The organism is Halostagnicola sp. A56 (assembly GCF_000691505.1).
Taxonomy (GTDB): Archaea; Halobacteriota; Halobacteria; order Halobacteriales; family Natrialbaceae; genus Halostagnicola.
Map to the genome: position 1 here is coordinate 145,679 of NZ_JMIP02000017.1, position 15,069 is coordinate 160,747.

Here is a 15,069-nt window from a genome sequence, read left to right on the forward strand (position 1 = left end):
AGCTGATTTCGGTGTGCTCATTGGCCCGTTCCTCCGGTCGCCGGTTCGGCTCGAGTCATCACGAGCGTGCCGTCCTCGAGAATCTCGCCCGACCACGCGGGCGGGACGACGGTGGTACTCTCGGCCTGCTCGAGGACCGCGGGGCCCTCCATCGGCGCGCCCGGCTCGAGGCTATCGCGCTCGTAGACGGCGGTCTCGCGCGTGCCGTGACCGGGGAAGTGCGCGTCTCTCGTCCCGATCCGGGCCTCGCCGTCGCCGTCGTGACGGACGAGCGGGTCGGGGCCGTCGACCGTCGCGGCGGCTCGGAGGTTGACCACCTCGATGGTCTCGTCCATCGCGTAGCCGTAGGCCTGTTCGTGGGCCTCGTGGAATCGCTCGGCGACCGCCGCCGGATCGAACCGTTCGCCGACGGAGACGGACAGTTCGAAGCTCTGGCCGGCGTACCGACAGTCGGCCGTGCGCTCGATTCGAGCCGCGTCGGGATCGGAGGCCTCGGCGCGCACGTCCGCGATGAGGTCGTCGTAGACACCCTCGAGACGGGACGGGGCGGCGGTCTCGAGGTCGACGCCGACGGTTCGGACTGCGTCGTAGCTCTCGTCCGCCGCGAGTAGGCCGAACGCCGAGAGGACGCCGCCCGGTCGCGGGACGACGACCCGGTCGACCTCGAGGCTCTCGGCGAGCGCCGCCGCGTGCATTGGCCCCGCGCCACCGAAGGCAACGAGCGCGAACGAGCGCGGATCGTGGCCTCGCTCGACGGTGACCGACCGGATCGTCCGGGTCATCGTCGCGTTCGCGACGCGGTAGACCCCGCGAGCCGCCTCGAGCGCGCTCTCGAGGCCCGCTTCCTCGGCCAGCCGTTCCAGCGCGTCGTGGGCGGCCTCGATGTCGAGCGTGAACTCGCCGCCCAGCGCCGTCTCGGGACCGATGTAGCCGAGCACGACGTTCGCGTCGGTCACCGTCGGTTCGGTGCCGCCGCGGCCGTAACAGGCCGGACCGGGCTGAGCGCCCGAAGAACGCGGACCGACGCGGAGCGCGCCGCCGGCGTCGACCCACGCGATCGACCCGCCGCCCGCGCCGACCGTGTTCACGTCGACCATCGGCGTCCGGATCGGCAGGCCGTCGATCTCGGAGTCGGTCGTCCGCTCGGCTTCGCCGTCCCGGACGAGGCTCACGTCGCTCGAGGTGCCGCCCATGTCGAAGGTGACCAGTCCCGAAACGGCGTCGTCGTCGACCGTCGCTGCAGCACCGACGACGCCCGCGGCGGGTCCCGAAAGCGTCGTCGTGACCGCCTGCTGGCGCACCGTCTCGGGATCTGCGATGCCGCCGTTTGCCTGCATGATTCGCGGCGCGGGGATGTCCGCATCTTCGGCTTCGTCGACCAGCCGCCCGACGTAGCTGTCGATCGCCGGGCGAACGTAGGCGTCGACGGCCGTCGTCGAGGTCCGCTCGTACTCGCGAAACTCCGCGAGCACCTCGTGGGAGGCCGACACCGGAACCTCGAGTTCGTCCCGAAGCACGTCGGCGACGACCCGCTCGTTCTCGGGATCCGCGTAGGCGTGGAGCAGACAGATCGCGACGCTCTCGACGTCGCGCTCGCGGAGCGTCGCGGCCAGTTCCCGAACCTCGTTGGGGTCGACCGCCTCTTCGATCCCGTCGGGCGTCGCTCGCTCCGCGAGTTCGAATCGCCTACGTCGCGGGATGAGCGGATCCGACTTCTCAGCCTCGAGATCGTACAGGTCGGGCCGGTTCTGCCTGCCGATCTCGAGGACGTCCCGAAAGCCCGCGGTCGTGACCAGCGCGGTCTTGGCGCCGCCGCGCTCGAGCAGGGCGTTGACCGAGACCGTCATCGCGTGGGCGAACTCGTCGATCTCGCTCGGATCGATGCCCGCGCGCTCGCAGGCCTTTTCGATCCCCTCGAGGACGCCGACGCTCTGGTCGTCGGTCGTCGGCACCTTCGCGGTGACGAGTCGATCCTCGACTGAGAGCGCAACGTCGGTGAACGTCCCGCCGACGTCGACGCCGACTCGAGTCTCCGCCGCGCTCGAGTCGCCTGAATTATCGCTGCTCGAGCGTTCCGAGTGGCCGTCGCTCGAGCGTTTCGAATGACCGTCGCCCGAACGCCCCGGTCGATCGCCGGCCGGGGTCTCGTCGTCGCTCGGTTGGTCCGATTCGATTCCGTCCGTCATGTCTGATTCGTTCATGTGAGAGGTGGAAAGATAGTGCTGGTGCGTTCGTTAGGCGAGAAGCACGTCGTACAACGTCTGGAGACCGAGCCCGACGACGACCAGCGTGATCACCGCGCCGAGGACGTTCTGGAGCGTCCCGTTCGTGTACTCGCCGAGCAGAGACTCGTTGTTCATCGCGTAGATCAAGAAGACCGCGAGGATCGGCAGCAAAAGGCCGTTCGCGACCTGTGCGAAGACGATGATCTCCACGGGGCTGTAATCGAGTGCCGAGAAGACGATCCCGACGCCGAGAATCGCGACCCATATCGCGCGGAACCGCGTCGACGTGAGGTCCCGTTCCCAGCCCAGCGCGCCGGCGGTGGCGTAGGCTCCGGCCAGCGGCGCGCTCATTGCGCTCGTAAAGCCGGCGGCGAACAGGCCGACGGCGAAGAAGGTCATCGCGTACCCGCCGAAGACCGGCTCTAACTGGTCGGCCATCTCGCCGACGTTTTCGATCGAGGTTCCCTCGGGGAACACCGCGGCCGCGGTCACGACGATCGAGGTCGTGATGATCCCGCCGATAGCGACCATCGCGATGGTATCGGTACGACACTCGGCGAGGTCCTCCGGACCGTCCCAGCGCTCTTGGACGGTGCTCGCGTGGAGAAACAGGTTGTAGCCGACGACGGTCGTTCCGACGAGGCCGGCGATCAGGTAGGCCGATCCGTCGGGAACTCGAGGAACGAGTCCCCCGGCGATGGCTCCGAAGTCCGGTCGAACCATGATCGCGTTGACGACGAACGCCAGCCCCATGATCGTGACGAGGCCGATGAACACCCGTTCGATCAGCTTGTAGTTGCCCGTCCAGAGCAACGCACCCGCGACGAGGCCGATCAGCGGCCCCCAGACGGTTTCGCTGACGCCGGTGATGGTGGCCAACCCCGCAGCGCCGCCGACGATGTTGCCGGTCTGGAACGCCGCCGTTCCAATGCCGATCGCGGCGACCACCAATCCGACGGTGGCCGTCCTGACGATCGGGTTCGAAAACTCGTTTCGAAGCGCTTCCCCCAGTCCCTCTCGAGAAACGAGCCCGAGCCGGGCGCTCATCTCCTGGAGGACCATCGTCGCGACGATCGAGAACGCGATGGTCCACAGGAGGAGATAGGCGTACTCGGCCCCGATGACGCTCGCTGTCGTTACTGTACCCGGTCCCACGAACGCCGCCGCGACCAGCGCCCCCGGACCGATCGCCTTGAGTCGTTCTACGATACCCATGTGCGATATCCACTCACATCCCTCTCTGTAATCGACAAAAGGGTTGTTGAGAGTCGATCATACGAGATAAGGTACGCGTTGGCATACGACGAACTCGTATGAACTCGTATGAGACTCTATGAAATCGTATGATGTGGTCTCGAGCAGAAGCCTCGGTCGGAAGAAGCGCAACTCCGATCGAAACGAGTGCTACTCCGGTCGGAACGAGTACCACTTCCGTCAGAACGAGCGCTACTTCGATCGAAACGAACGCGGTCCGTTGATCGCGCGCCGTCACCCGCTCACTCGGCTGATCGGCGCTCGGTGATGAGTACCTTTGATAGTCCCTGATCGATCTCGAGATCGACCGACAAGTCGACCGTGCTCCGCTCGATGAACCGCGTCATGAACCAGCGGATCGGCTCCGAGGCGAAGACGATCTGATAGACGCCCTCGCCCTGCGAACGAACGGCCAGAAACCCGCAGAACGAGAGCCACTCGAGCAGTTCCTCGACGCTCTCGAATCGTTCTGCGTACTCGTGGGCGTGATAGTCCGAAACCCGATCCGCGGCCTCGACGAACTCGGGGTCGGGATCGCCGTCCTCGTACAGGTGCTCGAGAAAACAGTGTAGAAAGTCGACGTCGAGCAGGACGTGCTCGCCAGAAGAGAGCATCTGGTAGTACTGCTCTAAGTTGTCGCTCGGTCGTCCGCTGGCCGCCTCGAAGTTCGCGGCGTAGAACGCGAGCGCCCGTCGAACCACCTCGCTCTGTCCGTTGTCGGTCTGGGACATGAGCGTCTCGAGTGCCGTCTCCGCGTCGTCGTCGAGCGATACCGTCATTCGGCGCGTCATACGTTCGGGGAGGGATTCCAGCGGGATAACTGTCCGCACACGCGCCTGTAGAGCGCCACATCTCGAGAAGGCCACCTCGCGCACGCGAGCGCACAGCGCACGCACACCCGCGCTATCCGGCGGTTTCGGCCGAATTTCGGCGAAAGCGTTATCCCAATCTCGGTCGTACCGAGCGATCATGACAGACGGATTCGGCTCGGGAGGTGAGCGACCGTGGAGCTGATAATCACGGAGAAGGACAACGCTGCGCGGCGCATCGCCGAAATCCTGAGCGGGGACTCGATGAACTCGAGTCGCGAGAACGGGGTGAACGTCTACGAGTGGGGCGGCAAGCGCTGTGTAGGACTTTCGGGTCACGTCGTCGGTGTAGACTTCCCGCCGGAGTATTCTGACTGGCGGGACGTCGAACCCGCGGAACTGATCGACGCGAACGTCGAGAAGACGCCGACCAAGGAGAACATCGTCGCGACGCTTCGGATTCTCTCGCGGAAGGCAGAACGGGCGACGATCGCGACGGACTACGACCGCGAGGGCGAACTCATCGGCAAGGAAGCCTACGAGATCGTCGAGGAGGCGAACGACAACATTCCCATCCGTCGGGTTCGATTCTCCTCGATCACCGAAAACGAGGTTAAATCGGCGTTCGACGAACCGGACGAACTCGACTTCGACCTCGCCGCCGCCGGCGAGGCCCGCCAGATAATCGATCTGATCTGGGGCGCGTCGCTCACTCGATTCCTCTCGCTTTCATCGGGCCAACTGGGCAACGATTTCATCTCCGTCGGACGGGTCCAGTCACCGACGCTCAAGTTGATGGTCGATCGCGAACGCGAGATCGAGGCGTTCGACCCCGAATCCTACTGGGAACTGGTCGCTGATCTCTCGAAGACCGCCGGCGGCGACGGTGCCGAGGCCGACGGCGAGAGCGGCGAGGACCCGACCGCGCCCTTCGAGGCCCAGTACTTCTACCGCGACGAGGACGGCAACGAAGCAGAACGTGTCTGGGACGAGTCGACTGCCGAGGGCGTCTACGAAACGCTCTCGAGTGCGGACTCGGCGACGGTCGTCGACATCAACGGTCGCACGCGGACGGACTCGCCGCCGGCCCCCTTCAACACGACCCAGTTCATCCGCGCTGCCAGTGCGATTGGCTACTCCGCCAAGCGCGCGATGTCCATCGCCGAGGACCTCTACACCGCGGGTTACATCACATACCCCCGGACGGACAACACGGTCTATCCTGACGATCTGGACCCCGAGGAACTGCTCGACGACTTCGTCGGCCACCCGACGCTCGGCGAGAGCGCCGAGTCGCTGCTCGAGGCCGACGAAATCGTTCCGACGGAAGGCGACGAGGAGACGACCGACCACCCGCCCATCCATCCGACGGGGGAGATTCCCGCCCGTGGCGGCGACGTGTCCGACGACGAGTGGGAGGTCTTCGAACTCGTCGTGCGGCGCTTCTACGCGACCGTCGCGGATCCAGCGGAGTGGGAACACCTCAAGGTCGTCGCGGAAGTCGACGGGGAAGAGCGGCTCAAGGCCAACGGCAAACGGCTCGTCGAACCCGGCTACCACGCCGTCTACCCGTACTTCAACACCTCCGAGAACTTCGTCCCCGCCGTCGACGTGGGCGAGGAACTCGCGCTTGCCGACGCCGAACTCGAGGCCAAGGAGACCCAGCCGCCGCGACGGTACGGCCAGTCGCGGCTCATCGAGACGATGGAGGATCTGGGCATCGGAACGAAGTCGACCCGCCACGAGACCATCGAGAAGCTCTACGACCGGGGTTACATCGAGAGCGATCCGCCGCGACCGACCCGACTCGCGATGGCCGTCGTCACCGCCGCCGAGGACTACGCCGACCGCGTCGTCAGCGAAGGGATGACAGCCCAACTCGAGGCCGACATGGACGCGATCGCGAACGGGGAGGCGACCCTCGAGGACGTGACCGACGAATCCCGCGAGATGTTAGAGGACATCTTCGCGAGCCTTGCGGACTCCCGCGAGGAGATCGGCGACCAGCTACGCAAGTCGCTCAAGGACGACAAACGCCTCGGGCCGTGTCCGGAGTGCGGCGAGGACTTGCTCGTCCGGCGCTCGCGCCACGGCTCGTACTTCATCGGCTGCGACGGCTACCCCGACTGTGAAAATACGCTCCCGCTGCCCTCGACGGGCAAGCCGCTGATCCTCGACGAGGAGTGCGAAGAACACGGGCTCAACGAGGTGAAGATGCTCGCGGGGCGACAGACGTTCGTCCACGGCTGTGCACTCTGTAAGGCCGAGGAGGCTGGCGAAGGCCCCATCCTCGGAGAATGTCCCGAGTGCGGTGACGAACACGGGGGAGAACTCGCCGTCAAGACGCTCCAGAACGGCTCGAGGCTCGTCGGCTGTACCCGCTATCCCGACTGCGAGTACTCGCTGCCGCTTCCCCGTCGCGGCGAGATAGAGGTTACCGACGAGCGCTGTGAAGAACACGACCTCCCGGAGCTGCTCGTCCACAACGGCGACGAGCCGTGGGAACTTGGCTGTCCGATCTGTAACTACCGGGAGTTCCAGGCGCGAGAGGCCGATAGCGGCTCGGATCTCGAGGCGCTCGAGGGGATCGGCGCGAAGACCGTCGAAAAGCTCGCGAACGCGGGCATCGAAGACGTCGCGGATCTCTCCGACGCGGATCCGGACGCCGTCGCCGAGAGCGTCGAGGGCGTGAGCGCGGATCGGATTCGGACGTGGCAGGCAAAGGCCTAATCGGCCTCCTCAGCCGCTAGGTTTCGTTTTGGCTGTCGACGTGCTCGCGCTTTCTCGAGAGAACGGTTCGATCGAACGAACAGACCAGCTCGTCGTGCTGGTTGAAGACCTCGACACACATTGTGACGACGCCGCGCTCGCCGTCTGACGTTTCTCGCTTCTCGGTCACGGTCGACTGTGCGCGAATCGTATCGCCGTGAAAGACCGGCGCGGGATGCTCGACGTCGTCGTAGGAGAGGTTCGCGACGATCGTCCCGTCGGTCGTTTCGGGGATCGAGATCCCGACCGCAAGCGACATCGTGTAGAGGCCGTTGACGATCCGTTCGCCGAACCGGGTCTCCGCGGCGAACTCGGAATCGAGGTGCAAGGGCTGCTGGTTCATCGTCAGATCGCAAAAGCGCTGATTGTCGCTCTCGGATATCGTCCGACGGCGCTCGTGCTCGATGATCTCGCCGACCTCGAGGTCCTCGTAGTACAGCCCGGTCATACCACAGCAGTCGCGGGTCGGATTGAAAAGTATCGGTGGTCGTTCGAGTTCGGACCGCGGCGTGGAACGGTTTCTGTCACTCGACCAGTCCGTCGTCCTCGCCGTTCTGGTGTTGCACCCAGATCGTCTTCTCGTTGAGGAACTCCCGAATACCCTCTTCGGCGAGTTCGCGGCCGTAGCCGGAGGCCTTGACGCCCCCGAAGGGCAGTCTTGGATCGGACTTGACGAGTTCGTTCACGAACGCCATTCCCGACTCGAAGCGTCTGGCGACGCGTTCACCTCGAGCATAGTCTTCGGTCCAGACGCTCGCGCCGAGGCCGAACTGGGTGTCGTTTGCCTTCTCGATGGCCGCCTCCTCGTCGGGCACCCGAAACACCGTTGCGGCGGGCCCGAACAATTCCTCCTGGTCAGCTGGCGATCCCGCAGGAATATCGGACAGGACCGTCGGGGGATAGAACGCACCCTCGCGATCCATCGGTTCGCCGCCGATGTGACACTCCGCGCCCTGCTCGACGGTCTCCTGTACCTGTTCGTCGAGCGTCTCGAGCAGGTCCTCGCGAGCCTGCGGACCGACGTCGGTCTCCTCGTCCGTCGGATCGCCGACGACCTGTTCGTCCATGCGTTCGACGAACGCCTCGAGGAACTCGTCGTAGACATCTTCCACGACGATGAATCGTTTCGCGGCGATGCAGGACTGTCCCGAGTTGATGAGTCGGGCCTGGGTCCCCTTCTCGACTGCGAGTTCGAGGTCCGCGTCGTCAAGGACGACGAACGGGTCGCTTCCGCCGAGTTCGAGGACGGTCTTTTTCAGCTCGCTGCCGGCCGTTTCGGCGACCGAACGACCCGCGCCGCTCGAGCCGGTGAGCGTGACGGCCTTTATTCGGTCGTCGGCGATGACCTCGTCGATTTCGTCGGAGCCGATCAGCAGGGACGTGAACGCGCCCTCGGGACAGCCGGCCTCTCGGAAGACCTCCTCGATGGCTCGAGCGCAGCCGGGAACGTTCGAGGCGTGTTTCAGAATCCCGACGTTACCCGCGGCGAGGTTCGGCACGGCGAAGCGAAACGCCTGCCAGAACGGGAAGTTCCAGGGCATGATCGCAATCACCGTCCCGATGGGCTCGTAGCTGACGAGCGTTCGGGCGTCCGCCTCAGTCGCGATTCGCTCGTCCTGGAGGTGTTCGGCGGCGTGTTCTGCGTAGTAGTCACAGAGCCAGGCGCACTTTTCGACCTCGGCACGGCTCTGTGCGATGGGTTTGCCCATCTCCGCGGTCATCAGTTCCGCGTACGTCGATTCGTTCTCTCGCAGTCGTTCGCCCGCCCGCGTTAGCATCGCCTGCCGATCCTCGATCGGAACCTGGCGCCACTCGTCGAACACCGCTTCGGCCTGCTCGAGCGCTTCGTCTCGGTCCGCACTCGAGTCCTCCTCGTACGTCTCGACGGTCTCGCCGGTCGCTGGGTTCGTGCTCTCGATCGACATGGGTAGCGTGACGACGAGCAGACTCATAGGTTTCAGGGTGGCGTCGATCGATGGCGGACGGCTGCGTTCTCGAGCGACGAACCGCCTCTCCGCCCGCCGCGGATCGACCCGTCGCTCGTCGAAACTGACCCGTACTTTCACTTCGCTCACCCACGCAGACACCGTATGGCTCGTCGAAGCGTTCTGTTCACACCGGGCGATCAGGCCGACCGACTCCGAAAAGCGCCCCGGTTCGGCGCGGACGTGATCGTCTTCGACCTCGAGGACGCGATCACGCCGTCGAACAAACCGACGGCGCGAGAGACGGTCGCGACCGTCCTCGATGACCCCGACTTCGATCCCGACTGCGAAGTGTGCGTGCGCGTCAATCCGGGTTCGACCGCTGTCGCGGCCGATCTCGAGGCGATCTTCGGAGCCGATCACGACGATTCGGCCGTCGATAGTCTCATGCTTCCGAAGGTGGCCTCGAGCGAAGACGTTCGATCGCTCGTCGATCGCCTCGATGACCGCGGCGCGACGCTGCCGATTTTCGCGCTCGTCGAGAGCGCGGCGGGCGTCCTCGCCGCGCCCGAAATCGCGTCGGTCTCCGAAACTACCGCGCTCGCGTTCGGCGCGGAAGACCTCGCCGCTGACATCGGCGCAACGCGGACGACCGAGGGGACAGAAGTGCTCTACGCTCGAGAGCGCGTCGTCCTCGCTGCGGCCGCCGCCGGGGTCGATGCAATCGACACCGTCTTCACCGACTTCGAGGACGAGTTCGGACTGCGTGAAGAGGCGACGTTCGCCGCGCAACTAGGCTACGACGGCAAACTCGCGATCCACCCCGCGCAGGTCGATCCGATCGCGGCGGCGTTCGCACCCACCGGCGAGGAGGTGGCGTGGGCCCGCGACGTCCTCGCGGCCAAACGCGACGCGGACGACGACGACCGTGGCGTCTTCGAGGTCGACGGAGAGATGATCGACGCGCCGTTGATCGCACACGCCGAACGAATTCTCGACCGAGCGGACGACGACATCGGGTCGAACTGAACGGTCTTGCCATCCTAAGCCATATTTATATGAATTATATATGTTTTAAAACTGACCGTGACAGACATTCGCTACGCTTATCCCCCGGTCGGAAAAATAGCTGTGTATGTCGGAGCAAACCAACCCGTTCGAAAGTTTGCAGTCCCAAATCGACGAATATTGGTAATTTTTATCGGTCAGTGCTTCGTTCTACCCGAAATAGTCTTAAATGAGAGATGAATCGGAAGACCGGTTCCGATCAGGGACAGAAAATATAATATAACATATGTATTTCGACCTCGGCTCGTCACCCCTCGTCTCCCACGTCAATCGAACCGTCTAATCAGTGCTATCGGTGACTGGTTAGAGGAGAGGATAGTAATGGTAATTACTATATACAAGGGACTGATACTGCTACCTGTATGGGCGTTATACATGATCTGCGTCGCATCGATCGTCAGAGAGGAACGCACGTAATCGACGATATCTTTTCGGACACGCTATCGACGCTACAGGCAAAGCGAGTGAGTACCTACGGCGGACCGTAATCACGAACTTTCGAAGTTTTCTGACAATCTTTCGGACCAGTATACGTCGCCGTCGTAGATCACCGACGCGTTCGCTTCCGAGAGAAAGGCGGGGAGTTCGTCCGCCGAAAGCAAGAGCCTCGACGGGGATCCACAGAGGTAGGCGTTGTCGTTTCCGTCTGCGTGCGGAAAGTAGTACGAGCCGGTGTCTCCGGTCGAGTAACACTCGATAGAGAGGAGATACTGCTCGTCGTCGACCAGATCCATCGTGATGGTCGTCGGGTACTGCTGTTCTCCCTGCGAGAGCGAGTGGGTGCCGTCGCCGACGACCGCGTAGTCTTTGCCCATCATAATACGGCGCCGAGCGAGGTCCATGGCGCGTTCGATGCTAAATCCGTGTACGAGCAACGTCGCGAACATCGAGCCGACTTTGACAGCGTGGTCGTTCAGCACCTTCTGAAGTGTCACCGCGCCGGCGACGCTACCGTTCTCGACGAGCTCGAGTCCCTCGTAAAACGAGCCACACGCGTTCAGGAAAAACGTCTGCGCGTTACAGGACTCGAGCGTGCTCGTCGAAAACGTGCCGTCCGGACAGCACAGGCCGTCCGTTTCGCAGTGGCCGATGAAGTGGACGAAGTCGTGTTCGGCCTCGAAGACGCGAGCGAGTTCGTCGGTCGTGAGCGATTCTTCGACGGAGAGTTCGATCGGAAGCGCGTCCGCGCGTTCCCGGTAGATCTTCGCCACCGATTCGTGCTCGCCGGCCATCTCGGGGTCGTTCAATACGACGGCGATCGACGAGGCGTCGCTCCATCGCTCGAGGTACTGAAGGCGGTTCTGGTAGGCCTCGGGCGTCGACTTGAAGACATCGATCGGGACGCCATCGGCGATCCAGCCGTGGACGCATCCGCTCTGTAGTTCCGGCTTGACGATGTCGATGGATGGAATCTGCCCGCCAGATCGGGTGTCGGCAGTTCCGCTCCGGTAGAAATCGTCGAGCGATCGCTCGACGAGTTCCTGTTCACACAGTTCGGACCACTTCGGCATCGAGATCAGACTCATTCGATCGAGCAGGAACGGCAGCGTCTCGACGGTGTCCGGACCGGCCTCGACATATGTCGAGAGGTGCCAGTCGGGGAGCCGGTGTTCGATCGTTTCGTAGGGGATCTCGAGATAGCTCGCGAGCCGTTCTCCAATCGTCCCCGCGTACAGCCGGTCGCTGTCGATCTCGAGGGATTCGAGCACGTCCAATTCGGAGAGAGACGTACTGAACGGACCGGCGTTTCGAACCAGACAATCGAGAAAGAACACTTTGCGGAGCAACTGCTCGACATCGCCTTCGAGCGCGGGCATCGACGGCAACGGCACTGACACATCGTAGCCCTCGATGGAGAGTCGAGCAGGTTCGTGCGCACTCGTCTCGACGGACGCCTGGAGGTAGTACGCCAGCGGTGCGACGACGAACAGGTCCTCGTACCGCGGCGGGACGGTGATGGTGATCCCGGATTCACTCGCTCCGCTCGTGACCGTCGACGGGATCTCGAGCGTCTGGCCCGTCTCGATCCGAGGTGGGTGACCGCGAAGGGAGGGATAGGATCGATCGGGGCTGGTCGTCTTCTGGGAGACGTGGAGGTGGCTTATCGCACTCGCGAGGCCCCGCGGTGAGTCCGGAACCGTGATCGTGTCGGCCGGGATTTCGTGTCGGCTCCGAAATCCGAGCACGAGTCTCGATCGCTCCGGGAACGAAACGACGACCGTTTCGATGTCGTCGGTCCGGTCAATCGTGGCCGCCCCCGAGAACCGAAGGTACGTCTTGATTCGCGTGTCGATATCGACGATGTATTCGCCCGGGGCGAGCGAGAGCGGTTCGCCGTGCGGATCGAGTTCGTGCTGTGTTCCGGAACCGAGATTCGAGGCGTAGACGACGGCGTGTGGTAGTCGGAGCTGTTCGGCCGTGACGACCACCGTTTCGTCGACGGGCCTGTTGATTCCGGGACTCGAGTCCGCGACCTCGAGGCCCTCTCCTTCGACGACGATCGTCGCGTTGTCGGCGTCTGTGACTCGAAGCCTATCGTCAACGAAATCCCACCGCAGCATCAATTCGTTGAATAGTAAGCGGTTAATTTAGTTGTATCGAGTTAACAGAATACGTTCATTTGTCAGCGCCTACCGTGGTACCGGGAAGCCGGAAGCGACCTCACTTGCCGAGGAAAGGTACACTTATGGAGCGCCCAATCACGGAATTTACTATGGAACACGACCACGTCCGGGCAGTCGATCCCGCCGTGGCCGACGCCCTCGAGAACGAGGTCGATCGGCAGCGGTCGTCGCTTCAAATGATCGCGAGCGAGAACCACGTCAGCAAGGCGGTCCTCGACGCGCAGGGCAGCGCCCTGACGAACAAGTACGCCGAGGGGTATCCCGGCTCGCGGTACTACGGCGGCTGCGAGTACGCCGACGAGGTCGAACAGCACGCCATCGACCGCGCCACAGAGCTCTTCGGTGCCGAACACGTCAACGTCCAGCCCCACTCGGGCACGCAGGCCAACCAGGCCGTCTACTTCGCAATGCTCGAGCCCGGTGACAAGATCCTCTCGCTCGATCTGACCCACGGCGGCCACCTCAGTCACGGCCACCCGGCAAACTTTGTGGGTCAGCTCTACGACGTCGAGCAGTACGAGGTCGACCCCGACACCGGCTATCTCGACTACGAGGGACTGTCCGAGCAGGCCGAGGAATTCCAGCCCGATATCATCGTCTCGGGATACTCCGCGTACCCCCGCGAGATCGAGTGGGAGCGCATCCAGGAGGCCGCCGACGCGGTCGACGCCTACCACCTCGCGGACATCGCCCACATCACGGGTCTCGTCGCCGCCGGCGTCCACGACTCGCCGGTCGGCATCGCCGACTTCGTCACTGGGTCGACCCACAAGACGATCCGCTCCGGTCGCGGCGGCATCGTCATGACGCGCGAGGAGTACGCGGACGGCATCGACTCGGCGGTGTTCCCCGGCGGACAGGGCGGCCCCCTCATGCACAACATCGCGGGCAAGGCCGTCGGCTTCAAGGAAGCCCTCGAACCCGAGTTCGAAGAGTACGCCGAGCAGACGGTCGCCAACGCGAAGGCGCTGGGCGAGTCCCTCGCCGACAACGGCTTCTCGCTCGTCTCCGGCGGCACCGACAACCACCTCGTGCTCGTCGACCTCCGGGAGAGCCACCCCGACACCTCCGGAGGCACCGCCGAAGAGGCCCTCGAGGCCGCGGGTATCGTCCTCAACGGGAACACGGTGCCCGGCGAGACGCGCTCGGCCTTCGACCCCTCGGGCATCCGCGCCGGCACGCCCGCGCTGACCACCCGCGGCTTCGACGAGGACGACTGCCGAACCGTCGGCGATCTAATCGCGCGCGTCGTCGACAATCCGGACGACCAGAGCGTCCTCGAGGAGGTCCGCGAGGAAGTCGAGACGCTGTGTGCGGAGAACCCGCTGTACGAAGACGAGTAAGAGATCCCAGTCTACACCGGCTCGTTCGGTCGCTCGTAGTCGCCTACTGTTTCCCGGTTATCGCTTCTAGGGTCGTGAGGATATCGTTACCGTACTCAGCCACTGCCTCGGCTGAATGCTGGTATCGAACCGATACGACCGTCGACGTTCGATCGACTGTCAGGTCGTTGCGGATCCCCCGCGGAAGAACGGGGTCGATCGCGTCCGCTGTAGTCTCGAGACCGAGGTCTGTACGTAGGGCATCGGCGAGCGACTCGGCGGCGTCGGTCGAGTCGACCTGATAGGCGATATCGACAGTCGCGTCGCCATCTCCGCTGGTGATTGAAATCGACGTGTTCGTAACTGGGTCGTACGCCGCCCTCCGCGGTGGTGTTGGGTCATCGTGGAACGCGCGCCCGGTCGTTGCAAAGCGGACCGGCGACTCTCGATCGGTGCGTTCGAACGGCCCCAAGACGGCGTCCGAAACGGGGTCGCCATCGCCGTGCCAAACGTCGACGACAGAGCGAACGAGATCATCCGTCCCGATTGCGAAGACGTGCTCGCCGAGGACTACCGCGCTCTGGCCACCGGCCTCGTGAATGGTCCGTCCGTCGGCCGTCTCGGCTTCGGTCGCGTCTTGGCCGGATTGTTCGAGGAGCGCCACGAGCTCGTCGTCTGACCACTCGGCCCAGACGACGCCAGCGCTCCCGGAACCCGCGTTCGATCCCAGCACGGCTACTTTTCCGACCGCGGAAGCGGTTTCCGACGACGACCCGGTAACGAGATCGGCGAGCCCGGCGGACAGTTCCGTAAACGGCGATGACTCGAGGAGTCCCGCAGCGATGGTCGTCGCGGCGGAGTCGGGTTCCAGTTCGTCGGGAAAGACCAACAAGAGCGGGTCGGTTTCAGCGGGGACTGTTCCCGCGGTGAGCTCGTCAGCGCCGGGTGGAGGGGAGTTTCCGAGAGACGTTGGCAGGGAGTTACAGCCGCCGAGACCGACCAATAAACACCCAGAAACGACTTCTTCCCGTCGCGTCAATTTGATCCCATCCATTTGTAGAGTATGTTATTAA

10 protein-coding genes are annotated in these 15,069 nt (G+C 63.9%); 3 read left to right on the forward strand and 7 right to left on the reverse strand.

Annotated elements, in window-relative coordinates:
* Positions 1 to 17: 17 nt before the first annotated feature.
* The 3 genes from EL22_RS07850 to EL22_RS07860 all read right to left on the reverse strand — a co-directional run bounded on the left by EL22_RS07850 (position 18) and on the right by EL22_RS07860 (position 4,270).
* Positions 18 to 2,201: a hydantoinase/oxoprolinase family protein gene (locus tag EL22_RS07850; RefSeq protein WP_231587906.1), complete on the reverse strand. Its 2,184-nt coding sequence runs from the start codon at positions 2,199 to 2,201 to the stop codon at positions 18 to 20.
* Between the two features lie 33 nt (positions 2,202 to 2,234).
* Positions 2,235 to 3,440, reverse strand: coding sequence for an Nramp family divalent metal transporter (locus EL22_RS07855; protein WP_050050982.1), 1,206 nt, complete (start codon positions 3,438 to 3,440; stop codon positions 2,235 to 2,237).
* A gap of 281 nt (positions 3,441 to 3,721) precedes the next feature.
* Positions 3,722 to 4,270: a hypothetical protein gene (locus EL22_RS07860; RefSeq protein WP_050050983.1), complete on the reverse strand. Its 549-nt coding sequence runs from the start codon at positions 4,268 to 4,270 to the stop codon at positions 3,722 to 3,724.
* Between the two features lie 213 nt (positions 4,271 to 4,483).
* On the opposite strand from EL22_RS07860, the gene EL22_RS07865 reads away from it, so the two are divergent.
* Positions 4,484 to 7,018: a DNA topoisomerase I gene (locus EL22_RS07865; protein ID WP_050050984.1), complete on the forward strand. Its 2,535-nt coding sequence runs from the start codon at positions 4,484 to 4,486 to the stop codon at positions 7,016 to 7,018.
* 16 nt (positions 7,019 to 7,034) lie between these two features.
* On the opposite strand, the gene EL22_RS07870 is transcribed toward EL22_RS07865, so the two are convergent.
* Both EL22_RS07870 and EL22_RS07875 read right to left on the reverse strand, forming a co-directional pair.
* A complete protein-coding gene (locus EL22_RS07870; RefSeq protein WP_050050985.1) occupies positions 7,035 to 7,505 on the reverse strand; it encodes a MaoC family dehydratase in 471 nt (156 codons plus the stop codon).
* 76 nt (positions 7,506 to 7,581) lie between these two features.
* Complete coding sequence (locus EL22_RS07875; RefSeq protein ID WP_050051258.1) at positions 7,582 to 8,982, reverse strand: NAD-dependent succinate-semialdehyde dehydrogenase; 1,401 nt, start codon at positions 8,980 to 8,982, stop codon at positions 7,582 to 7,584.
* 165 nt (positions 8,983 to 9,147) lie between these two features.
* On the opposite strand from EL22_RS07875, the gene EL22_RS07880 reads away from it, so the two are divergent.
* Entirely contained in the window at positions 9,148 to 10,011 is an 864-nt protein-coding gene (locus tag EL22_RS07880) for a CoA ester lyase (RefSeq protein ID WP_050050986.1), read from the forward strand.
* Positions 10,012 to 10,538: 527 nt separating this feature from the next.
* On the opposite strand, the gene EL22_RS07885 is transcribed toward EL22_RS07880, so the two are convergent.
* A complete protein-coding gene (locus tag EL22_RS07885; protein WP_050050987.1) occupies positions 10,539 to 12,611 on the reverse strand; it encodes a hypothetical protein in 2,073 nt (690 codons plus the stop codon).
* 152 nt (positions 12,612 to 12,763) lie between these two features.
* Here EL22_RS07885 and glyA point away from each other — a divergent pair, with 152 nt between their 5' ends.
* Entirely contained in the window at positions 12,764 to 14,017 is a 1,254-nt protein-coding gene (glyA, locus tag EL22_RS07890; protein WP_050050988.1) for a serine hydroxymethyltransferase, read from the forward strand.
* A gap of 43 nt (positions 14,018 to 14,060) precedes the next feature.
* On the opposite strand, the gene EL22_RS07895 is transcribed toward glyA, so the two are convergent.
* Positions 14,061 to 15,050 (reverse strand): hypothetical protein, encoded by a 990-nt coding sequence (locus EL22_RS07895; protein WP_050050989.1) that lies wholly within the window; start codon positions 15,048 to 15,050, stop codon positions 14,061 to 14,063.
* Positions 15,051 to 15,069: the final 19 nt, after the last annotated feature.

Bases quoted from the DNA above. Each gene is read 5' to 3' on its own strand.
- EL22_RS07850 (WP_231587906.1), bottom strand. From the start codon at position 2,201: ATGAACGAATCAGACATGACGGACGGAATCGAATCGGACCAACCGAGC.
- EL22_RS07855 (WP_050050982.1), bottom strand. From the start codon at position 3,440: ATGGGTATCGTAGAACGACTCAAGGCGATCGGTCCGGGGGCGCTGGTC.
- EL22_RS07860 (WP_050050983.1), bottom strand. From the start codon at position 4,270: ATGACGCGCCGAATGACGGTATCGCTCGACGACGACGCGGAGACGGCA.
- EL22_RS07870 (WP_050050985.1), bottom strand. From the start codon at position 7,505: ATGACCGGGCTGTACTACGAGGACCTCGAGGTCGGCGAGATCATCGAG.
- EL22_RS07875 (WP_050051258.1), bottom strand. From the start codon at position 8,982: ATGTCGATCGAGAGCACGAACCCAGCGACCGGCGAGACCGTCGAGACG.
- EL22_RS07880 (WP_050050986.1), top strand. From the start codon at position 9,148: ATGGCTCGTCGAAGCGTTCTGTTCACACCGGGCGATCAGGCCGACCGA.
- EL22_RS07885 (WP_050050987.1), bottom strand. From the start codon at position 12,611: ATGCTGCGGTGGGATTTCGTTGACGATAGGCTTCGAGTCACAGACGCC.
- glyA (WP_050050988.1), top strand. From the start codon at position 12,764: ATGGAACACGACCACGTCCGGGCAGTCGATCCCGCCGTGGCCGACGCC.
- EL22_RS07895 (WP_050050989.1), bottom strand. From the start codon at position 15,050: ATGGATGGGATCAAATTGACGCGACGGGAAGAAGTCGTTTCTGGGTGT.